Below are 20,422 nucleotides of genomic sequence, written 5' to 3'. Positions count from 1 at the left end.
ACAGGCCATAAAAAGGAGACGTTCATGACAGGAGACTATTCAAAAACAGAACATCAATATATATTGTTAACGTCTGAATCGGCTTCGTTTGATCATTACAGCGTATATAGAGATCCGAAGCTGCCGCACATTTTTTCTCATAACTTTGTTCAGCTCCATGATACGTTTCCATTGAAGCGGTTATTGGACTTTTTGCCATCCGTACCAAAGCTGCTTCATGCAAATTATCTCCATTTAAAAGCGGCGCCGCAGCATGTTTTTCCGCTCGGGTTGAAGCAATCCCTTGTCAAAAGCGGGTTTGTTGTCGAGGATGAGCTGTTGTACGATATGAAGCTTAGTGATTGGAAAGGGCAGATGGGGCATCCGTTAACGGCATGGGGGACGGCTAAAAGTCTCAGTGATGGATCTTCTATCATGAAAATTTATGATTCCATTTATATCGGGGAAGCGATCGCTGAACAAAAATTAAAAAGAAAATATCCCTTTTATGAAACGGGTACGGTCATCCTTGTTGTTTGTTACAGCGATCCATCACAGAAGATTCCCATTGGGTGCGGCGAACTTTTCATCCATCCGCAAGAAAAAACGGCTAAAATCGAAGAAGTTGCCATTTTGGATCAGTTTCAAAGGAAGGGCTATGGCAGTATCTTAGTGAAAGAAATGCTGTCCATCGCAAAATCGCTCGGAATGGAAGCGGCCTATTTAGTGGCTACAAGCGCTGACGGTGCAACCTATTTTTACGAAAAGCTGACATTTAAAAAATATGAGCGGATACACACTGTTTTTCATTATTTCCTTTCATAAAATAGGCGTTTGTACCAACCATTTGGGACTTGGCCCGCATAACATGCCGTATATCGTGATAAGAAAGGATGAAAACAGCATGCATGGATACGCTGGATACGGTTACGGAACTGGCTGCGGGACAAATACGTTTGTATTGATTGTTGTCTTGTTCATTTTATTAATTATTGTCGGAGCCGCTTTTATTGGCTAAATATGAATTTCTAAAAGAGCCTTTCCATTCAGGAAGGCTCTTTTTTGTGAGAAAAGTTTTTCAGTGAACGTCATGCCGCAATTTGGACACTCATATAATATGTCAAAAGGGTTTTTGAGGTGGAAACATGAGCAGTTATTTGATTAAGCCGGAGCTTTGTTCTGCCTATCCGGTTGTCAGTCATGCGAAGGGTTCATATGTTTATGATCAGACCGGAAAAAGATATCTAGACGGCTCATCAGGTGCGGTGACATGCAATATCGGCCACGGGGTTCGTCATGTGACTGAGAGGCTGAAAGAACAGCTTGATCAGGTGTCTTTTGCTTACCGCTCACAGTTTACGAGCGAGCCTGCCGAGCAATTAGCCGCTCTCTTAGCGCAGGAGCTGCCGGGAGACGTGAATTGGTCTTTTTTTGTCAACAGCGGATCAGAAGCCATAGAAACAGCGATGAAAATCGCCATTCAGTATTGGCAGGAAAAAAAGCAAATCCAAAAATCCATCTTTTTGTCGCGGTGGAGCAGTTATCACGGAATAACTTTGGGAGCGCTTTCATTATCTGGTTTTTATGAGAGGAGATACCGATTCACCCATCTCATTGAGCGATATCCCGCTATCTCAGCTCCCCACATGTATCGGCTGAATGATAGGACGGATGAAGAAATTGTTCAAACTGCCGCTGATGAACTGGAAACGGCCATCAAAAGAATCGGAAGCCAATTTATCGCCGCCTTTGTGGCTGAGCCTATTATCGGTGCCGCAGGTGCAGCGATCACCCCGCCACCGGGATATTATGAGAGATTAACTGAGGTATGCCGCACACACGAAATACTCTTTATTGCAGATGAAGTGATGACAGGTCTTGGAAGAACAGGGAGGATGCTCGCGACAGAACACTGGCACACCGTTCCTGATATAGCTGTACTGGGTAAGGGCCTTGGTGCGGGGTATGCGCCTATTGCTGCTGCCGTTGTATCAGATCCTATTATTGAAACGATAAAACAAGGTTCGGGTGTGATTATGAGCGGCCACACATATAGTGCACATCCCTATTCAGCCAAAGCGGCTCTGGAAGTTTTGCGGTATGTGTTAAAGCACGGCTTGATCAAGCAATCAGAAAAAAAGGGAGCTGTGCTGAAAAAGAAGCTTATTGAGGCAGCTTCTCAAAGCAGCATCATTGGTGATGTACGAGGGAAAGGACTGCTATTAGGCATTGAATTTGTAGCAGACAAGAACACGAGGAACGTTTTTTCGCCAGAGCAGGCTATTACCCAGCGTATTGTAGCCGAGGCGAAAAAACGCGGACTGATTGTTTATCCTGCCAAAGCGGGAATAGACAGCGGGGAAGGAGATGCTGTCATTATTGCTCCGCCTTTTACCATTTCAGATCGTGAGACTGAAGAACTCATATCAATTTTTTCAGAAACAGTTGCAGCGATTGAAAAAAACTGAAAAGGGATTGAAATCAAATGGCGCCATTTCAAAAAACAATCAGCATCGAAACGGCAATTGCAGATGTCCAGGACGGATCGGTCCTGATGTTTGGCGGTTTTGGAGGAGTCGGCTCGCCTCCTTCATTGATTGAAGCTATATTAGACAGCGGTGTAACGGATTTAACCGTTATTTGCAATGATGCCGGGTTTCCGGAAATAGGGATCGGGCCGCTTATTGTCAATCAACGAGTCAAAACCCTGATCGCATCGCATATCGGTTCTAATCCAGTAGCGGGAAAACAAATGACAGACGGGTCGTTAGAGGTTCAATTTTCACCCCAGGGAACGCTTGCAGAACGGATTCGCGCCGGTGGAGCGGGGCTAGGCGGCATTTTAACTGACGTGGGGATTGATAATCAAATGGTTTGTGAGGGAAAGAACATCATGTCTATGGCAGGAAAGCGATATTTGATTGAAGAGGCGCTGACGGCTGATTTTGCTTTCATCAATGCGCACATTGGAGATGAATTCGGCAATTTAACGTATGACAAAACAGCGCGTAATATGAATCCGCTTATGGCGATGGCCGCAAGGAGAACCTTTGCCGAAGCTCAGCGTATCGTCCCGATGGGAGAGATTTCAGAAGAAAGGATTGTTACACCGGGGGTTTTTGTCGAGGGGGTTGTGAGAAGCGAAGGAGTGAAGTGGAAATGGGCTTGGGAGTAGCAGAGAGAGAACAGATCGCAAAACGGGCCGCTTCTGAAATCAAGCCGGGCATGATTGTGAATCTCGGTATCGGCATCCCATCTTTGGTGCCAAACTTTTTGCCGCCTGGTATCCAGGTCATGCTGCAGGCTGAAAACGGTGTGCTCGGCATTGGCGAAAGCCCTGAAAAGGGAGATGAGGATGAACATTTATGCAACGCGGCTGGATTTCCGGTCCGCGCTGTTAACGGTGCGTCTTATTTTGATACAACGGTGTCTTTTGCGATGATCAGAAGAGGCAAAATTGACATTACCATTTTAGGCGCCCTGCAGGTGAGCCAGTCAGGCGATTTGGCGAATTGGCTTGTCCCGGGAAAAAAGGTGCCGGGTATGGGCGGTGCGATGGAACTGGCCCAAAAAGCGAAAAAAGTGGTTGTCGTCATGAGTCATACAGATCAAAAAGGAAGGCCTAAATTAACCGAAACATGCACGCTTCCATTAACCGCAGCAGGCTGTGTAGATATGATCATTACTGAAAAAGCCGTTCTTGAGGTCGATGGCCGTCATTTCATTTTAAAAGAGGTGATGAATGGCTCGACAATCACCGAGGTGAGAAGGCTGACTGAAGCTGAAATCAAAATAGATATGCCTTTTTCTTAAAGGGGGAATGAGGATGCAAGACATTGAGAAAAAAGTAATCGAGTGGCTTGATCAGCATTCGGCCAAAGCCATTCGTCTTCTCAAAAGGCTGATTGGAGAAAAAAGCACATTGGGTTCAGAATTTAATGCCCAAGCTGTTGTGCTGGAAAAACTGCGGCAATTTCATATGGACATTGACGTGTGGGAGCCAAGCCTAAAGCAATTAAAACAGCATCCCTACTTTAAATCAGACCGCTCCGATTTTCATGAGAGTCCGAACATCGTTGCAAAAAAAACGGGAGCGGGCGGGGGCCGGTCGCTGATTTTAAACGGCCATATCGATGTTGTGCCTGAAGGAAGCGTGAATGATTGGAAGCATGAACCGTTTCAAGCTGTAGAAGAAAACGGTAAAATATACGGCCGCGGCTCAACGGATATGAAGGGAGGCAATACAGCCCTTCTTTTTGCTTTAGAAGCCCTGAACGCCTGCGATGTCAAATTGAAAGGTGATGTGTTATTTCAAAGTGTTGTCGATGAAGAGTGCGGCGGAGCGGGAACACTGTCTGCCATCATGAGAGGGTATCGTGCTGACGGGGCGCTGATTCCGGAACCGACGAACATGAAACTTTTTATAAAGCAGCAGGGGTCGATGTGGTTTCGGATCACAGTGAAGGGATTAGCGGCACATGGAGGCACACGCTATGAAGGGGTAAGCGCGATTGAAAAAAGCATGCATGTGATCAGAGCCATACAGGAGCTGGAAAAAGTCCGCAATGCCAGAATCTCAGATCCGCTGTACGACAATGTCCCAATACCTGTACCGGTGAATATCGGCACCATCTCAGGCGGAGCGTGGCCTTCTTCAGTTGCAGACCGTGTCGTCATAGAAGGGAGATGCGGAATTGCGCCCCATGAGAAGCCAGAAGCAGTAAAACTTGAATTGGAAAACTGGCTGAAGGATTTAGATTACCGTGATGAATGGTTTAAACGCCATCCGATTAAAGTTGAGTGGTTCGGCGCTCAATGGCTTCCGAACGATTTGCCTAATGACCATCCTTTGATTTCAGTGCTGCAATCAGCCTATCAAAAAATGAAACAGACAGAGCCGATCATCGAAGCCTCGCCATGGGGAACGGATGGAGGGCTTTTATACCATGCAGGCGATACGCCCGTGATCGTTTTCGGGCCAGGAGAAACAAAAACAGCTCATCAAGCAAATGAATACATTGAGATTGAAGCCATGATAGAATCTGCTAAGATTATCGCTCTTTTTGTGATCGATTGGTGCGGGCTTCATACAGGCGGGGAGGGGGAGAATGAGGATGCTCAAGTCGATAATGAGTAATGGTGTCACAGCTGTTCTGGACCATGACAGCTTTAATAGGCGAATAAGAGTTGTCCGTTATGACGGCGCTATTGAGCAGGCCCTGCCTGATATCGTGGCAGCGGCAAAAGAAGAGGATGCGGAAAAAATCATCGTCTATACGAAACTGCAAGATGAAGCTGTGCTTGCCAGACAATTGTTTGCGCCGGAGGGTTTTCTCGAGGGCTATTATCTCGGCCACTCGGCTTGTGTCATGGCGCGTTACCTCACAGAAAAACGCAGGCAAACAGATTCATATATAAAGGAACAGGAGATGATCGAAGCCTTATACCGCACAGCACCTCACCCCTGTAGCGAAAACAGTCCAAACTTTACGATGAGAAAAGCGGAAATAAACGACATGTATCAGCTTTCGATGTTGTTTAAAAAAGTATTCCGTACGTACCCGACCCCTGTATTTGATCCCGCATACATTGAAAAGACGATGAATGAAAATGTGATGTATTATGTCATGTTTGATCATGACCGCCTGATCAGCGCAGCAAGCGCAGACATCAATCCAGAGCTCGGTCATGCAGAAATAACCGACTGCGCTGTGCTTCCGGAATATCGAGGCCATTCGCTGACAAGCTTTTTAATCGAGGCATTAGAAAAAGAAATGGCCGAGAAAGCAATCTTTCACGTGTTTTCTCTCGCCCGGGCTGCCTCTTTTGGGATGAATGCTGTATTGTATCATTCCGGTTATCAGTATGGCGGAAGGCTGATTAATAATTGCTATATAGCGGAAGGTCTTGAAAACATGAACATTTGGTGCAAGCACCTGTAAGTCAAAACGATGCGCGAGGGAGGAATTCATTTGGAAAGCAAATGGTATAAACCGAAACGGCATTGGAAGGAGATCGAGTTATGGAAGGACGTTCCGGAAGAGAAATGGAACGATTGGCTTTGGCAGTTAACACATACAGTAAGAACGGTTGATGACTTAAAAAAAGTCATTCACTTGACCGAGGATGAAGAGGAAGGCGTTAGAATCTCTACCAAAACGATCCCCTTAAATATTACACCATATTATGCTTCTTTAATGGACCCCGATAACCCGAGATGCCCGGTCCGCATGCAGTCAGTGCCTCTTTCTGAAGAAATGCACAAAACAAAATACGATCTGGAAGATCCCCTCCATGAGGATGAAGATTCACCGGTACCCGGACTGACACACCGCTATCCCGACCGTGTCCTGTTTCTTGTCACCAATCAATGTTCCATGTACTGCCGCTACTGCACAAGAAGGCGTTTTTCCGGACAAATCGGAATGGGAGTTCCTAAAAAACAGCTTGATGCTGCAATTGCTTATATCCGGGAAACACCTGAAATCCGCGATTGTTTAATTTCAGGCGGTGACGGACTGCTAATCAATGACCAAATTTTAGAATACATCTTAAAAGAGCTGCGCAGCATTCCGCATTTGGAAGTCATTAGGATCGGAACGAGGGCTCCGGTCGTCTTTCCGCAGCGCATTACCGATCAGCTGTGCGAGATCTTGAAAAAATATCATCCAGTCTGGCTGAACACCCATTTCAATACAAGCATCGAAATGACAGAGGAATCCGTTGAGGCCTGTGAAAAATTAGTGAACGCAGGAGTGCCGGTCGGAAATCAGGCCGTCGTGTTAGCCGGTATTAATGATTCGATTCCCATCATGAAAAAACTCATGCACGACTTGGTAAAAATCAGAGTCCGTCCGTATTATATTTATCAGTGTGACCTGTCAGAGGGGATCGGACATTTCAGAGCTCCTGTTTCCAAAGGTTTGGAGATTATTGAAGGGCTGCGAGGCCATACCTCGGGCTATGCGGTTCCGACCTTTGTCGTTGACGCACCAGGCGGCGGGGGGAAAATCGCCCTGCAGCCAAACTATGTCCTGTCGCAAAGCCCTGACAAAGTCATCTTAAGAAATTTTGAAGGTGTGATTACGTCATATCCAGAACCGGAGAATTACATTCCTAATCAGGCTGACGCCTATTTTGCGTCCGTTTTTCCTGACATCGCTGACAAAAAGGAGCCAATTGGACTGAGTGCCATTTTTGCTGACAAAGAGGTTTCATTTACACCGGAAAACGTAGCCAGAATCAAAAGGCGGGAGGCGTTTACAGCGAATCCGGAGCATGAAACATTAAAAGACCGGCGTGAGAAAAGAGATCAGCTTAAAGAAAAGAAATTTTTGGCGCAGCAGAAAAAACAGAAAGAGGCTGAAAGCGGAGGGGATTCTTCATGAAAACATGCGAATGGTGCGGCGAGCTTGAAGCAGTACCCGGCAGGAACACGGTGTACTGGGAGCTCCCTGACGGATCAAGAGCCATAGAGCTGACTGACACCCCCGCCATGGTGTGTGCTTCCTGCGGAATGACCTATCAGGAGGAAGCCACAATAAAGGTGATTGAGGATCAGCTGCTTTTGATTCAAACAAAAAAACTGCCTCAAAGCCTGACCTACCAGCAGCTCATGGAGACAGAAAGGATTCTGAAACGCAACTATTTTGACTTCTCCTGAATGATGTTTCGGTATTCTTTTGTTGTATTTTTACACTTGAACTGTATAATAGAACAACAAAAGACAGACATCAGGAGGGGAAACCCATGAAATCCTTTTATCACTATTTATTGAAATATAGACACCCGAAGCCGCAGGACAGCATCAGTGAATTTGCCAATCAGGCGTATGAGGATCACAGCTTTCCGAAAACCTCAACCGATTATCATGAAATCAGTTCATATTTGGAGCTGAACGCTGATTACCTTCACACGATGGCGACGTTTGATGAAGCTTGGGATCAATACGAGGCTGAAGTTCACGGCAGATAATAGCTGTTTCGTCCGCAGATTCCTGCGGATTTTTTTATGTCCTAATCTAACCATAATTGGATATTTCCTTTGGTTTTCATGCCCATGCGAATTGGCGTCACCCGGCATACGATAGCGTATGAGAAATGTTGCGGCGAGGGGGAGACACCATGAAGCAAAATAAACCGAAATTCCAAGTAGGGGATGTCGTAGTCGTCATTATGTATGGAACAGTAGGCACCATCACAAAAGTACACCAAATTGATCATTACTATCTTTATGAAGTCAATCATAATGAAGTCTTATACTTTGAATCGTCCATTCAGCTGTACAAAGATTATGAGGGTGTCATTGTCGACATGGAAAAGCTGGATATTGAGTATGAATTCCTTATTGGGGATGTTGTTTATGTAAAAGATTATGGAAAAGAACTCTTCCGCATTATCGGCCACAGAACAGAAATTTGGAGATATTTAGAAGATGGCTGGGAAGATATCATTTATGAGCTGACCCGTTTAAAGGATGGAGAGTGGCTTGAAACGGAGGAAGAGGATCTCACGCTGGTGCTGAGAAAATATGAAATGGACCAGTTTGTACACCAGCTGTTGTTTGTCCACTATGTCGGAGAAACTGGCCATGAGATCGGCGAAGATATTGCATCGTCTGCTCTTCTTCAGTTTGAAGGCGATGATGAAGATCAAGATACCCTTCACATCCTTGCTGTATCAATTGTTGATGAGCTTCTCGATATTTATAACGACTACAAAATTCTGTATGACATGTTTCGAGATGAAGAATATAAGGATATGATGATATTTGTTCTGGAAAGTTTAAAAGAGCATTTCAGTTAGTTTGTGAACATGCAGATCAAGACATATAAAAAATAAGGCAGACAGCCCCATATCATCACAAGCGTCATTCCTTTAAGCGTTTTTTCCATGATGATATCGAATCTTTCTCCGTCCAGTGCTTCCATCATTTTAGCAATCATTCCCGTCAGCCTCCCGTGGCTTGTTTTTTATTCAATGTATATGATTGAAAGAATAGTTTAGAACACCGGGTATAATTCAGCCTGTTTTTTCATAAAACATAAAAAAGGAGGCGGTACGGAGATGAAAGAAATAGATCTTGTGATTGATACAGAGGAAATCGCTGAATTTTTTTACAGAGAGCTTGCGCGACGGGGCTACATACCGAGTGAGGATGAGCTGTTTGAAATCGCTGACATTACCTTTGATTATTTGATAGAAAAATGTATGATAGATGAAGAGCTGGATGAAGATGATTGAAGCTTAAAACCGGAGTGGTCAGCTCCGGTTTTATTATTCGTGTTTTATGAATTCTGTGATAATTGAGGTGGTTTACATGTTGTACAAGCCCGTAAGCCTGTTACTTTTCTTTCTTTTTCTAGCTGCGGCCATTCATACAAATGCTGTTCAATCAGCGGATGAAGCGATAAGCAAGGCGGCTGTTTTGACCCGTCACCCATGGCTTAATGAGGTCATGACAGGGATTACGCATCTTGGTGCTTCTTTTATTCTGCTCCCTCTTATCGCAATCATTGGAGCGGGCCTGTTTTTTTACAAAAAAACAGGGGACGGCCTTTTGATGCTCTTGATATTCGGTGCGGATCGGCTATTAAACAAAGTCTTAAAAGAATGGATCGAACGAGTGAGGCCTGATTTTGCTCCGCTGGTACATGAATCATCCTTCAGCTTTCCGAGCGGCCACTCCATGAATGCTGCCTGTGTTTATCCTGTCTTAGCCTACTTTTTAGTGAAACACATTCCGTTTTTGTCCAAACATAAAAAAATCGTATACACCATAGCCGGCGTGATCACAGTTTTGGTCGGCATAAGCAGAGTATACTTGGGGGTTCACTTTGTGACCGATGTGCTAGGAGGCTTTAGTCTCGGCCTGCTTCTATTTTTCCTAGTAAAAGATTTTGACGAAAAGATGAAGCGGTTTCGACAAAAATAGAGAGAGGAAAACGCGGCAAAAACGCCAATATGTTATAGAAATAAAAGGGAGGGGATCTTGATGATGTTATCCGTGTTTAAAAAGAAGTCTTGTTCCTATGACGTGACAATATTTCAAACACCCCGGTTTGGCGAAAAAAAAGGCTACAGAGCCGTCTATCGAACTGAACTGAACGGGAGCGGTCATCAAGATGTGCTGAAAAGGGCATTCTCTTTGTTTAATGTATTTGACACCGTTCCAAGTGATTATGATGCGAGATTTGTTGCCACAGGAGACGTGATTCTGATTGATGAAGGCAGAAAAGGCAAGACATATTACAAACTGCTTCCCGCCGGATGGAGGAAAATCAATCGTCTGATTGTGCAAACGACATAACAAAAAGAAAACTGCGGACTTCCGCAGTTTTCAGCAGTTTAAGGCTTGCGTTTGGCAGCGGAATATTCTTTCCCGTGCGCCTCTTCAGCTGCAATGACATCTTTTGCAGGTATGTGATTGTTCTTTTTTTGACCGGTAATCCGGTTGCGCTGTTTTTTACCCATGTCTTATCCCTCCTTCCTGCGGTTAGGTTTTCAAATAAACACCTCGTTTATCCCGTTTTTCACAGGAAGTGCCCGAACAGCCTCAGAGCATTTCTTTTTTCACTATATTCCTTTATAATCAATGCTGAAGTTTGTCTCATCATGACATTCGTTGTAAAATGAACGGACTGGATGATAATTTAGATTTAGGAGGATAAGAGATGAGTGTACATATAGGTGCTGAAAAAGGACAGATTGCGGATACAGTGCTTTTGCCGGGAGATCCTCTCCGAGCAAAATTTATTGCTGAAACGTATCTTGAAGATGTAGAATGCTACAATGAAGTCAGAGGCATGTATGGATTTACGGGTACATATAAAGGCAAGAAAATTTCCGTGCAAGGCACGGGAATGGGCGTTCCTTCTATTTCGATTTATGTGAATGAACTAATTCAAAGCTATGACGTACAAAACTTAATTAGAGTAGGTTCTTGCGGCGCTATCCGTAAAGATGTCAAGGTGCGGGACGTCATTTTGGCTATGACCTCCTCAACTGATTCACAAATGAACAGGGTTGCTTTTGGAAGCATTGATTTTGCCCCATGCGCAGATTTCGAGCTTTTAAAAAATGCTTATGATGCCGCAAAGGATAAAGGTGTGCCGATAACTGTAGGAAGCGTATTTACAGCTGATCAGTTCTATAACGACGATTCGCAAATCGAAAAGCTTGCAAAATACGGCGTGCTCGGCGTTGAGATGGAAACAACCGCATTGTATACATTAGCAGCGAAGCACGGAAGAAAAGCGCTGTCAATACTCACTGTGAGTGACCACGTACTAACAGGAGAAGAAACAACAGCGGAAGAGCGTCAAACCACATTTCATGATATGATAGAAGTGGCTTTACATTCCGTATCACAATAAAATAAATCAAGAGGCGTGCTGGATGCCGGCAGCCTCTTCTTTATGAATGCGGAAACGATTGATAAAAGGAAGGAAATGGAGTATGAAAAAGACCGGTAAGTGGTTCTCGCTGGCAGCGGCTCTGAGTGTGACGGCATTAGTCGGAGCCGGCTGCAGCATGTCAAACGGAGATGCTCAAAAGGATACGAAAACCACAGCAGAAACGAAGCAAACAGAACAAAAAACAGCTGACAGCAAAAAAGAAAACAAGCAGGACAGTGAGTTTTCATTGGAAAGCAAATATTTCAATGATACTAAACAAGTAGATGGTCTGGAAACCATTCAAAATCCAGAAAATATACTCGCTTTGGTCAATAAAGAATACGCTTTGCCCGAAAACTATGAACCTAGTGATCTTGTTATACCTGATGTTGAGTTTTCTTTTGAAGAAAAGATTCAAAAACGTTACATCAGGAAGGAAGCGGCCGGCGCATTAAAGACGATGTTCGCTGCTGCGAAAAAGGAAGGCTATGAACTGGCAGCTGTCTCGGGATACCGCGCGTATGACAGACAGAAAGTCATTTTTAACAATGAAGTAAACCTAAAAGGGGAAAAGAAGGCAAGGGAAGCGGTTGCTTACCCGGGTGAAAGCGAGCACCAAACAGGCCTAGCGATGGACATCTCAAGCCGGAGCAATGGCTTTCAGATTAATGAAGCGTTTGGAAGCACGGCAGACGGAAAATGGGTGCAAGACAATGCTTATAAATATGGTTTTATCATTCGCTATCTTAAAAATAAAGAAGATATTACGAAATACAAATATGAGCCATGGCACTTGCGCTATGTAGGCAAAAAGGCCGCAAAAGTCATCCATGACAATGATTTAACGCTGGAAGAGTATTTTGAAAAAGTGAAGAAAATCTAAATAGAAAGCCCGCTTACAATTTGATAAGCGGGCTTCATTGTGTTTGATGAATCTGGCGCTTGCACAGACAATAAGTCTATGCTTACCAGAAGAATAAACCAGCCAGAGCCACTCCTGTAATTAAACCGAGGGAAATACCGTAAGCTGCTCCGTATCCTCCATAGCCGCCCCAATATCCGTAACCGAAACCTCTAGGACCCGCGCCGGCAGGTGTTATATAAACCCTGTCTCTTGTGACACGGGTAATTCTGCCGACGTGCACTCTTCCGCCTCTTTCAGTAATTCTGACGACTTTACCTTGGTGGTTCCTGCAAAGATGGTAATATCTCTCCAATCTTGTTTCCCTCCTATACTGACTTTCTATCAGCATATGATAGACAGGATAAAAAGGTTGGACGAAAACAGGGGGTGATACGCCGTTTTACTTATACGCGATAAAGATACAATGTCCCATGTACTCACTATAGATCTGCATGAGTTCATAATGTGTTTGAAGTGTATCGTAATAGATAGGGGCAATCGTTTGCGATAAATCCATTTCTGTGGTTGGCTCAAATTCCATGTCGTCCGGAAGAAGTGATATCGCTTCCGTTTTTTGAAAGCCATAGGTTCTCAGGAGTTTATGCCACTCGAGTTCTTCATGTAAGCAAGTAAAACCGTAGAAATCCATCATTTCCTTTTTTTCTGCGGGCGGCATCGGTTTTTTTAAAGCTGCTTCAATACCAATCAGCATCCCGCCGGGCTTCAATACTCTTGACATTTCCTGAAGAGAGGATGACAGATGGGAAAAACTGAGGACTGACTCGGACAATACGCATGAAAAGGACTCGGAAGAAAACGGGAGGCGTTCCAGTTCAGCTTGATATGAAGGGATGGCGAGCCCTTCATTTGCAAATCTTTTTTTCGCTTTCTCAAGCATGATAGGGTCTTTATCAACAACTGTTACAGGGTAAAGCAAATGGCCTAAATAAGCCGCTGTTTGTCCTGTTCCGCATCCGGCATCAAGAATCGGCTGATCCGGGGAGGGCACGGCTTTTTGCAAGACCGCTTTTGAAAAAGCCAGTCCGCCCGGATGCGCTCCTGCGACACCGAATAAGGACAGCATTTCTAAATATCGGCTCAATATCGAATCCTCCTTTTTCTTTATCATATGTCATATAAAGACATAGGGTTTATGAAAAGCGAAAGAAGGGCGTTTCTCATTCTTTTTTGCTCCGAGTTGACGAATAAGAAATCGTCTATGATAATATTGTAAGAAGAAAAAGGTGGTGTTTAATTGAAACGGCAATTTAAACTGTTTTTTATAGTGCTGATCACTGCGGTTGTCGCTTCGGCGCTTACTTTATTTATTACGGGCAATTCCAGTATCCTGGGCCAAAAATCAATTCGTGCGGGAGACAGTCAGTTCGACAAGTTAAATAAAGCGTATGAGCAAATCAAAGGTGATTACTACCAAAAGACAGACGATGACAAATTAGTAGACGGAGCAATTAAAGGAATGATTGAATCTCTGGATGATCCGTATTCGACATATATGGATCAAGAGGAAGCAAAATCATTCGACGAGACCATTTCTGCATCCTTTGAAGGGATCGGAGCGCAAGTAGAGGAAAAAGACGGTGAAATCCTTATTGTGTCGCCAATTAAAGGTTCACCTGCTGAAAAAGCGGGGATCAAGCCGAAGGACCAGATCCTTAAGGTGAACGGAAAAAGCGTCAAAGGCATGAATGTAAATGAAGCCGTCGCTTTAATCCGCGGAAAAAAGGGCACAAAAGTGAAGCTTGAGCTTAACAGAGCGGGTGTCGGTCATATCGATGTTTCCATTAAGCGCGATACCATTCCTGTAGAGACCGTCTATTCCGAGATGAAAGACAACAATATCGGAGAAATTCAAATTACTTCTTTCTCTGAAACAACGGCAAAAGAGCTGAAAAGCGCCATTGACAGTTTAGAGGAAAAAGGCGCTGAAGGCTATATTTTAGACTTAAGGGGCAACCCGGGCGGTTTAATGGAACAGGCGATTACAATGAGCAACATGTTCATTGATAAAGGAAAAAACATCATGCAGGTTCAATATAAAAACGGTTCTAAAGAAGTCATGAAGGCTGACAAAGAACGAACAATAACCAAACCTACCGTCGTTTTAGTCAATGACGGCACAGCCAGCGCCGCGGAAATTATGGCCGCTGCCCTCCATGAATCGTCAGGCATACCGTTAATCGGGGAAACGACATTTGGCAAAGGCACGGTGCAGACTGCAAAAGAATATGATGACGGCTCTACTGTCAAACTGACAGTCGCCAAATGGCTGACGGCTGACGGTGAATGGATTCATAAAAAAGGGGTCAAGCCCCAAGTGAAAGCAGAGCTGCCTGATTACGCGAAGCTGCCGTTTTTGGACGCGGATAAAACGTATAAATCCGGTGATTCAGGCACAAACATCAAAGTCGCTCAGCAAATGTTCAAAGCACTTGGCTACAACGTAAAAGTTAACAGTACGTATGACCAGGATTTTGTATCTGTCGTCAAACAGTTCCAGCAAAAAGAGAAGCTGAAAGAAACAGGCGTATTGACTGGCGAGACAACAACGAAATTAATGACAGAACTTCAAAAGAAACTGTCGAATAATGATACGCAAATGGAAAAAGCAATTGAAACACTGAAAAAAGAGATGTGAAAAACCCCATACGCGTCTGCCGCGTATGGGGTTTTTATGCGCCCCTCTGACTTGGGTTAGGCTCTTGTTTTTTACCAAATAAACCTTCAATGACAGGATTGGACCCTGCTTTTTTGACGAACAGCGGATTCAGGATCACCACAGCGATGATGTTGGCGGCCAAACCCCAGAACCCTTCATAAATACCATTTGCGGATTGAGTGGCATACACAATAAATGTTACTGCAAGGCCGACTAATAATCCGATAACTGTCGCTTCTTTCGTTTGATGCTTCCAGAATAGGCTGACAGCAATCGCTGGGAAGATTTGCACCATGCCTGATACGCCTAATAGCTGAAGTGTCACTAAGGCAGTCGGGAACAGCATGCCAAACAGAAGCGCAAGGCCGATAACAACAAACACCATTGAACGTGTGACAAGGGTCAGCTTGCTTTGGGACACATTCGGATGAATCAAATCCCGATACAGGTTATTGGCAAATAAATTTGATGCTCCGATGGCCATGATAGAACAAGGGATCAATGAAGCAAGAGCAATTGTGGCATATGCAAAACCTTGTGCCACACCGCCGTAAGATGTTTGAATCAAATGCAGCAGTGCCAGTCTTGGATTTGTATCTTCCGGCAGGACAAGAAAGGCGATAAAACCAAGAAAAATGACCAAAATTAATACAATATTATAAAGCGGCAAGAACATGCTGTTTTTTCTTACTGCATCGGCGCTTTTCGCAGTGAAAACACCTGTAGCGGCATGTGCCCACATAAAAAGTGCCAGAGCGGAAACAATAGATGCTGTGATAAACCAAGGGATGCCTTTTGGCCCTTCTGACGGTATCGTCAGCATTTGCGGCGCTTCCTTCACTAACGTGTCAATCATCGGCGTCCAGCCGTTAAAATGAATGAGAGGGAGGGACACCACCATAAACAGCATAATGACCCACACTAAAATGTCTTTAATGATGGCTGTAAATGTAGGCCCTTTAATCCCGCTGAAAAATGTGTAAAGAGCAACAAGAATAAATGAGATGATCACAACGAATTTTACGTTTATATATCCGGTGCCGGCAACCTGGAGCGTATCTTGAATGCCGCTCAGTTGAAGACATATGTAGGGAATGAGCATGAGCACACCGACAATGGCAACAAGACTTGCTAAAAGCTTGCTGTCAAAACGTTCCCGGGCGTAATCCGCCAGTGTTGTTAATTTGTGAATTTTCGCAATATTCCAGAGTTTTGGCAGGAAGAAGTAAGCGATAAAGTAGGCCAAAACAGAATAAGGAATGGCGAAAAATGCAACACTACCGCCGGTAAAAGCAGTACTGGTCAATCCTAAAAAAGTGTAGGCCGTATAGAGGTCGGCGCCTACTAAAAACCAGACGAGAAGGCCGCCGAAGCGCCTGCCGCCAACAGACCATTCTTCCACCGAGGCGCGTGAGGATTTGTCTCTTCCAGCGAGAAATCCGATACAGACAACGCTTAATACGATAATAGCTGTAATGAGAAGTGCAGTCAGATTCCCTTGCATTATTCAAGTCCTCCATCTTTTTTTTGCATCTGGTATATGCCGAACGAGCATAACGGCGTAATAATAATCCACAACAGCAGCCAGAAGTGGAAAAACGGAAGGCCGAACATAATCGGTTCCATTCGATTCACAAGCGGCAATAGGGCAAGCTGAACGAATGGCAAAAGAATGAGAATAACAATAAATGCTTTTTTAACCATTTCTTTTCCTCCTGAATCATGATAATGCTCACTATAATAGCAGTTGTAAGAAAAGATCACAAGATCATTATTAGAAAAAAGTGATTTTTTTAATTATTCAATCAAAAACACATGGTTTGCATCCTGCATGGTAAAGGTTTAAAATAATAAATATCTTGAAATCGAGATAAATAGGAGTGGAAGCATGAAAACAGAAGGTTTGCATCATGTCACAGCATTCGCCAAAGATCCGCAAGAAAATTTGCGGTTTTATACAGAAGTGCTTGGGCTTCGGCTTGTTAAAAAAACAGTCAACTTTGATGATCCCGGAACATATCATTTTTATTTCGGAAATCAAAATGGAGATCCCGGTACCATTATAACCTTTTTTCCGTTCCAGGGAAGCGGACAGGGAACGGTGGGCAAAGGCCAAGCGGGTCGGGTCTACTTTTCAGTTCCTAAAGGCTCCCTGTCTTTTTGGAGGAAACGCCTTGAGAAAAATGGGCTGGATCCCGAGGAGAAAACGTTATTCGGTGAAAAGGGTCTGGTTTTTTGTGATACGGAAGGCCTTCCGCTAGCGATCATGGAGAATGAAAAAAGCGGCAAAAGCGGGTGGGCGCCTGACGGTATTTCAGAACATGAAGCGATCACAGGGATGAAAGGCGTGCTGCTGTATTCCTATGCCCCGCAGGCGACCATTCAATTGTTAACCGAAAGCCTCGGATACACCAAAGCGGCGGTAGAAGACCAGATTGTCAGGCTGACATCATCAGCGGCCATCGGGGGCATCATTGACGTACATTTACACCCTGAAAAAAGAGGGGTGGGAGGTTATGGCACGGTGCACCATGTAGCATTTCGGACAACGAAAGAGGAACAGGCGAAATGGCTGCCGATTCTTGCCGAAAATCATCTTCCTTCGTCAGAAATCCTTGACAGAGAATATTTCACATCCGTTTATTTCAGGGAGAAAGGCGGTATCTTATTTGAAATCGCCACAGATGAACCGGGCTTTATGACAGATGAAACGTTTGCTGAGCTAGGGACTTCATTAAAACTGCCTGAATGGCTGGAGAAACATCGAAAACAAATGACAGACGTTTTGCCTGAACTATAAAAGGGGGAATTTACAATGAACCATATTTTTGAAAAAGGGACATCTGACAACGTACTGTTGCTGTTACATGGCACTGGCGGAAATGAGCACGATCTGCTTTCGCTAGGACGGTTTATAGACCCTCATGCCCATTTGCTTGGTGTCAGAGGATCAGTGCTTGAAAATGGAATGCCGCGCTTTTTTAAACGTCTGAGTGAAGGGGTCTTTGATGAAAAGGACCTCGTGGAGCGGACAAGAGAACTGAAAGAATTCATCGACGAGGCAGCAGAAATGTATCAATTTGACCGTGGCCGAGTGATTGCGGTCGGTTATTCAAACGGCGCAAATATTGCGGCAAGCCTGCTTTTTCATTATAAAGATGTCTTAAAAGGGGCTATTCTCCATCATCCGATGGTTCCGATACGTGGTATCAAGCTGCCTGACATGACAGGACTTCCTGTTTTTATCGGTGCCGGAAAATACGACCCTCTCTGCACGAAGGAAGAATCAGATGAGCTTCATCGCTATTTGCGTGACAGCGGGGCGTCAGCCTCCGTTTTTTGGCAGGATGGGGGCCATCAGCTGACGCAGCATGAAGCTGAACAGGCTCGCGAATGGTACAAAGATGTGATTGTATAAAAAAACCTTAGTCCGAATACGGACTAAGGTTTTTCATATCCTTACAGCCAAGTTGACACGTTTGAAAGCGGCAAGCGGTTGCTTTGATGGGCAGGTTTCACTGCTTTTCCGATTGAAATGAGCATAACCGGAACATAGCGCTCACTGATATCAAATTGCTTTTGGAACTGCTCTTTGTTAAATCCGCCGATTGCGCAAGTGTCATAACCTTTTGCTTTTGCGGCAATCATAAGCTGCATAGCCGCTAAAGAAGCATTTAAGAAAGCGGAATCACGAGCGAATTGTTCACTTTGATAGGCACCATTAATTTGGCCGAGCAAAGTTTGTTTGATTTCATCTGTAATATAGCCCTGGTTTACCAATTCAGCATATACGTTTTCGCCGTTTTCATTTGCCTTTAAATCGCCTAAAATAGCAACAACAGCTGAAGACTCAACGATTTGTTTTTGATTATAGGCTACAGGAAGAAGTTCCGCTTTTGCTTCATCGCTGTGAAATACGGTGAAATGCCAATGCTGAAGGTTCCAAGCTGAAGGCGCTTTAGTGGCAAGATCCAATAGCTCAGTCAGCTCCTCCTTAGAGATGGGGGCATTCGTATCATACTCCTTTACAGAAGCACGTGCTTTTAAAACGTCCAGAGTATTCGTCATAGTGTTTCCTCCTTCGGATAAACGTGGTATGATAATAGAAAAGTTAGAAGCTTACTAAATGTAACTTGAAAGATTATTGTAATGGATCATGGAAAACATGTCAATCAATAGATGAAGGGATGAGGACTTGTGGGAAATACAATGTGCCCTAAAATGGAATCCGCTTTCTCATTGCTGGGAAAACGATGGAACGGTCTGATCATCCATGTGCTTATGGATGGGCCGAAACGGTTTAAAGAGATTACGGAAACAATTCCGATGATCAGCCAAAAAATGCTGGCGGAGCGCCTAAAAGAGCTTGAACAAAACGAGATCGTCGAGCGGCAGGTTCTTCCTGAAACGCCGGTCAAAGTTATTTACACGCTGACTGAAAAAGGAACGGCGCTTCAAGCTGTATTCCAAGAGATGCAAGCGTGGGCCGACCAATTTTGCGAGCCCGGTGAAACAGTGTGCGAAGAAGAGAAATAAGGAAAGAGGCGTCCGGGAAAGAGCCTTTGTTTCAATGTAAAGTCATGTGAAGGGTGATTCATGCCGTTTACATGACTTTTTATATTTGTCAGAGTGGCTTTTACAGATGAGCAAAAGTAATGGTCATGTGAAGGAGATATACAAATATCGAAAAAGATCGCGTGAAAAAGTGATTAGCAGCTAACCTATTGTTAATGGATAGAATCATTTATCCCGTTATGCACATCACCAAATCAGCTCTATCTGCCTGTATTTTATATGTACGGTCAAAACCTAGTCAGCTTACATTAGAGAGACGGGCATCGAAACTGGATGTAAATAAGGAATTCAGGCTCCATCTGCCGCATTTTAATTACTCATTATCCCCGTCTTGCCGGCTGTTTTCATTCTGATAATGAAATAGAAATGAGCGAAGAAAAGAGAGAGTATCTGCTGGAACTCTCTCTTTTTTTATGATATGCAAACTTGCCATTTTCATTATCTTATAGTTTTCCATTCAAAAATTGCGCTTCCCCAAGACCGAAACTCCAGTCTGCGTCACCATTTTCGGTAATGGATACCATTAAATCTTCAGGGGAAATCCCACATTCGGCTTGGAGCTTTTCAGCCAGCAGGGCATACAGTTTTTCCTTTTGGCTTTCTGTTCTTGTTTTGCTTGTCATACTGATGATAACCAGATCTTTGCTTCTTTGAAACCCTAATCCTGTGTCCTGGATCATAAGCTCGTTTTCCGGATGCTGATGGACAATTTGATATCGGTCTCTTTCCGGAACGCCAAACGCTTCGACCATGGCTTGATGGGCAGTGTCTAATAACAATTGCAGTGATTTTTCGTCACGGCCTTCAATTAAATCAAAACGTAATAATGGCATGTGAATTCCTCCTCTTGTGAAGTTGTAATCTGTCTGTTTTCACATTGATTGATTTGCTT

28 protein-coding genes are annotated in these 20,422 nt (G+C 44.2%); 20 read left to right on the top strand and 8 right to left on the bottom strand.

The window, feature by feature from the left end:
* The first annotated feature begins 24 nt into the window (after positions 1-24).
* The 11 genes from SC79_RS05580 (at position 25) to SC79_RS05530 (ending at position 8,783) form a co-directional block, all read left to right on the top strand.
* Positions 25-804: a GNAT family N-acetyltransferase gene (locus SC79_RS05580; RefSeq protein WP_039074281.1), complete on the top strand. Its 780-nt coding sequence runs from the start codon at positions 25-27 to the stop codon at positions 802-804.
* Positions 805-883: 79 nt separating this feature from the next.
* Positions 884-997: a YjcZ family sporulation protein gene (locus SC79_RS21125; protein WP_039074280.1), complete on the top strand. Its 114-nt coding sequence runs from the start codon at positions 884-886 to the stop codon at positions 995-997.
* Between the two features lie 127 nt (positions 998-1,124).
* The gene (locus SC79_RS05570) at positions 1,125-2,447 is read left to right on the top strand and encodes an aspartate aminotransferase family protein (protein ID WP_039074214.1); all 1,323 of its coding nucleotides are present in this window, start codon (positions 1,125-1,127) and stop codon (positions 2,445-2,447) included.
* A 17-nt stretch (positions 2,448-2,464) separates the two neighbouring features.
* Complete coding sequence (locus SC79_RS05565; RefSeq protein WP_039074213.1) at positions 2,465-3,154, top strand: CoA transferase subunit A; 690 nt, start codon at positions 2,465-2,467, stop codon at positions 3,152-3,154.
* The gene (locus tag SC79_RS05560) at positions 3,139-3,792 is read left to right on the top strand and encodes a 3-oxoacid CoA-transferase subunit B (protein WP_039074212.1); all 654 of its coding nucleotides are present in this window, start codon (positions 3,139-3,141) and stop codon (positions 3,790-3,792) included. Before SC79_RS05565 ends, SC79_RS05560 begins: the two co-directional genes overlap by 16 nt.
* 7 nt (positions 3,793-3,799) lie before the next feature.
* Complete coding sequence (locus tag SC79_RS05555) at positions 3,800-5,116, top strand: peptidase (protein WP_082022553.1); 1,317 nt, start codon at positions 3,800-3,802, stop codon at positions 5,114-5,116.
* Positions 5,094-5,921 carry a putative beta-lysine N-acetyltransferase gene (gene ablB, locus SC79_RS05550; RefSeq protein ID WP_039074210.1) on the top strand — a complete coding sequence of 276 codons (828 nt, stop codon included), beginning with the start codon at positions 5,094-5,096 and terminating at the stop codon, positions 5,919-5,921. Before SC79_RS05555 ends, ablB begins: the two co-directional genes overlap by 23 nt.
* Positions 5,922-5,951: 30 nt before the next feature.
* Positions 5,952-7,367: a lysine 2,3-aminomutase gene (gene ablA, locus SC79_RS05545; protein ID WP_039074209.1), complete on the top strand. Its 1,416-nt coding sequence runs from the start codon at positions 5,952-5,954 to the stop codon at positions 7,365-7,367.
* Positions 7,364-7,642, top strand: coding sequence for a YokU family protein (locus SC79_RS05540; protein ID WP_039074208.1), 279 nt, complete (start codon positions 7,364-7,366; stop codon positions 7,640-7,642). The genes ablA and SC79_RS05540 overlap by 4 nt, the downstream gene beginning before the upstream one ends.
* A gap of 86 nt (positions 7,643-7,728) precedes the next feature.
* A complete protein-coding gene (locus SC79_RS05535) occupies positions 7,729-7,953 on the top strand; it encodes a YozE family protein (RefSeq protein ID WP_010331315.1) in 225 nt (74 codons plus the stop codon).
* 149 nt (positions 7,954-8,102) lie between these two features.
* Entirely contained in the window at positions 8,103-8,783 is a 681-nt protein-coding gene (locus tag SC79_RS05530; protein WP_039074207.1) for a hypothetical protein, read from the top strand.
* Here the strand turns inward: SC79_RS05530 and SC79_RS05525 are convergent.
* A complete protein-coding gene (locus tag SC79_RS05525; RefSeq protein ID WP_039074206.1) occupies positions 8,780-8,923 on the bottom strand; it encodes a hypothetical protein in 144 nt (47 codons plus the stop codon). The two genes, SC79_RS05530 and SC79_RS05525, sit on opposite strands and share 4 nt — an antisense overlap.
* 121 nt (positions 8,924-9,044) lie before the next feature.
* Between SC79_RS05525 and SC79_RS19850 the strand changes: the two genes are divergently transcribed.
* The 3 genes from SC79_RS19850 (at position 9,045) to yodL (ending at position 10,287) form a co-directional block, all read left to right on the top strand.
* Complete coding sequence (locus SC79_RS19850) at positions 9,045-9,221, top strand: YozD family protein (protein WP_003241581.1); 177 nt, start codon at positions 9,045-9,047, stop codon at positions 9,219-9,221.
* A gap of 79 nt (positions 9,222-9,300) precedes the next feature.
* Positions 9,301-9,912 (top strand): phosphatase PAP2 family protein, encoded by a 612-nt coding sequence (locus tag SC79_RS05520; protein WP_039074279.1) that lies wholly within the window; start codon positions 9,301-9,303, stop codon positions 9,910-9,912.
* 60 nt (positions 9,913-9,972) lie between these two features.
* On the top strand, positions 9,973-10,287 hold the full coding sequence (gene yodL, locus SC79_RS05515) for a shape determination protein YodL (protein ID WP_010328037.1): 315 nt from the start codon (positions 9,973-9,975) through the stop codon (positions 10,285-10,287).
* Between the two features lie 38 nt (positions 10,288-10,325).
* Here yodL and SC79_RS19845 read toward each other — a convergent pair whose 3' ends face one another.
* On the bottom strand, positions 10,326-10,451 hold the full coding sequence (locus SC79_RS19845) for a hypothetical protein (RefSeq protein ID WP_003218142.1): 126 nt from the start codon (positions 10,449-10,451) through the stop codon (positions 10,326-10,328).
* A 200-nt stretch (positions 10,452-10,651) separates the two neighbouring features.
* Here SC79_RS19845 and deoD point away from each other — a divergent pair, with 200 nt between their 5' ends.
* A complete protein-coding gene (gene deoD / locus SC79_RS05510; protein WP_039074204.1) occupies positions 10,652-11,353 on the top strand; it encodes a purine-nucleoside phosphorylase in 702 nt (233 codons plus the stop codon).
* Between the two features lie 82 nt (positions 11,354-11,435).
* Positions 11,436-12,257, top strand: coding sequence for a M15 family metallopeptidase (locus tag SC79_RS05505; RefSeq protein ID WP_039074203.1), 822 nt, complete (start codon positions 11,436-11,438; stop codon positions 12,255-12,257).
* An 82-nt stretch (positions 12,258-12,339) separates the two neighbouring features.
* On the opposite strand, the gene SC79_RS05500 is transcribed toward SC79_RS05505, so the two are convergent.
* Together SC79_RS05500 and SC79_RS05495 are read right to left on the bottom strand one after the other, a co-directional pair.
* Positions 12,340-12,591: a hypothetical protein gene (locus tag SC79_RS05500; RefSeq protein WP_039074202.1), complete on the bottom strand. Its 252-nt coding sequence runs from the start codon at positions 12,589-12,591 to the stop codon at positions 12,340-12,342.
* Between the two features lie 87 nt (positions 12,592-12,678).
* Positions 12,679-13,380: a class I SAM-dependent methyltransferase gene (locus SC79_RS05495; RefSeq protein ID WP_039074201.1), complete on the bottom strand. Its 702-nt coding sequence runs from the start codon at positions 13,378-13,380 to the stop codon at positions 12,679-12,681.
* Between the two features lie 153 nt (positions 13,381-13,533).
* On the opposite strand from SC79_RS05495, the gene ctpA reads away from it, so the two are divergent.
* A complete protein-coding gene (ctpA, locus tag SC79_RS05490) occupies positions 13,534-14,934 on the top strand; it encodes a carboxy-terminal processing protease CtpA (protein ID WP_039074200.1) in 1,401 nt (466 codons plus the stop codon).
* A 34-nt stretch (positions 14,935-14,968) separates the two neighbouring features.
* Here the strand turns inward: ctpA and SC79_RS05485 are convergent, their stop codons facing one another.
* Both SC79_RS05485 and SC79_RS05480 read right to left on the bottom strand, forming a co-directional pair.
* Positions 14,969-16,459: a sodium:solute symporter family protein gene (locus tag SC79_RS05485; RefSeq protein ID WP_039074199.1), complete on the bottom strand. Its 1,491-nt coding sequence runs from the start codon at positions 16,457-16,459 to the stop codon at positions 14,969-14,971.
* The gene (locus tag SC79_RS05480; protein ID WP_039074198.1) at positions 16,459-16,659 is read right to left on the bottom strand and encodes a DUF3311 domain-containing protein; all 201 of its coding nucleotides are present in this window, start codon (positions 16,657-16,659) and stop codon (positions 16,459-16,461) included. The genes SC79_RS05485 and SC79_RS05480 overlap by 1 nt, the downstream gene beginning before the upstream one ends.
* A gap of 184 nt (positions 16,660-16,843) precedes the next feature.
* Here SC79_RS05480 and SC79_RS05475 point away from each other — a divergent pair, with 184 nt between their 5' ends.
* Both SC79_RS05475 and SC79_RS05470 read left to right on the top strand, forming a co-directional pair.
* A complete protein-coding gene (locus SC79_RS05475) occupies positions 16,844-17,755 on the top strand; it encodes a ring-cleaving dioxygenase (RefSeq protein ID WP_039074197.1) in 912 nt (303 codons plus the stop codon).
* Between the two features lie 15 nt (positions 17,756-17,770).
* Positions 17,771-18,373 carry an alpha/beta hydrolase gene (locus tag SC79_RS05470; protein WP_039074196.1) on the top strand — a complete coding sequence of 201 codons (603 nt, stop codon included), beginning with the start codon at positions 17,771-17,773 and terminating at the stop codon, positions 18,371-18,373.
* A 41-nt stretch (positions 18,374-18,414) separates the two neighbouring features.
* Here the strand turns inward: SC79_RS05470 and SC79_RS05465 are convergent, their stop codons facing one another.
* Positions 18,415-19,023 (bottom strand): nitroreductase family protein, encoded by a 609-nt coding sequence (locus SC79_RS05465; RefSeq protein ID WP_039074195.1) that lies wholly within the window; start codon positions 19,021-19,023, stop codon positions 18,415-18,417.
* A gap of 129 nt (positions 19,024-19,152) precedes the next feature.
* On the opposite strand from SC79_RS05465, the gene yodB reads away from it, so the two are divergent.
* Positions 19,153-19,491 carry a transcriptional regulator YodB gene (gene yodB / locus SC79_RS05460; protein WP_003220087.1) on the top strand — a complete coding sequence of 113 codons (339 nt, stop codon included), beginning with the start codon at positions 19,153-19,155 and terminating at the stop codon, positions 19,489-19,491.
* 482 nt (positions 19,492-19,973) lie between these two features.
* Here yodB and SC79_RS05455 read toward each other — a convergent pair whose 3' ends face one another.
* On the bottom strand, positions 19,974-20,363 hold the full coding sequence (locus SC79_RS05455; protein ID WP_010328026.1) for a tautomerase family protein: 390 nt from the start codon (positions 20,361-20,363) through the stop codon (positions 19,974-19,976).
* Positions 20,364-20,422 lie beyond the last annotated feature (59 nt).

Origin of the sequence: Bacillus sp. MSP13 (genome assembly GCF_000815295.1) — a bacterium.
GTDB classification, from domain to species: Bacteria; Bacillota; Bacilli; order Bacillales; family Bacillaceae; genus Bacillus; species Bacillus vallismortis.
The sequence above is the reverse complement of the archived record's forward strand: the minus strand, read 5'-3'. Positions and strand labels throughout refer to the sequence as shown.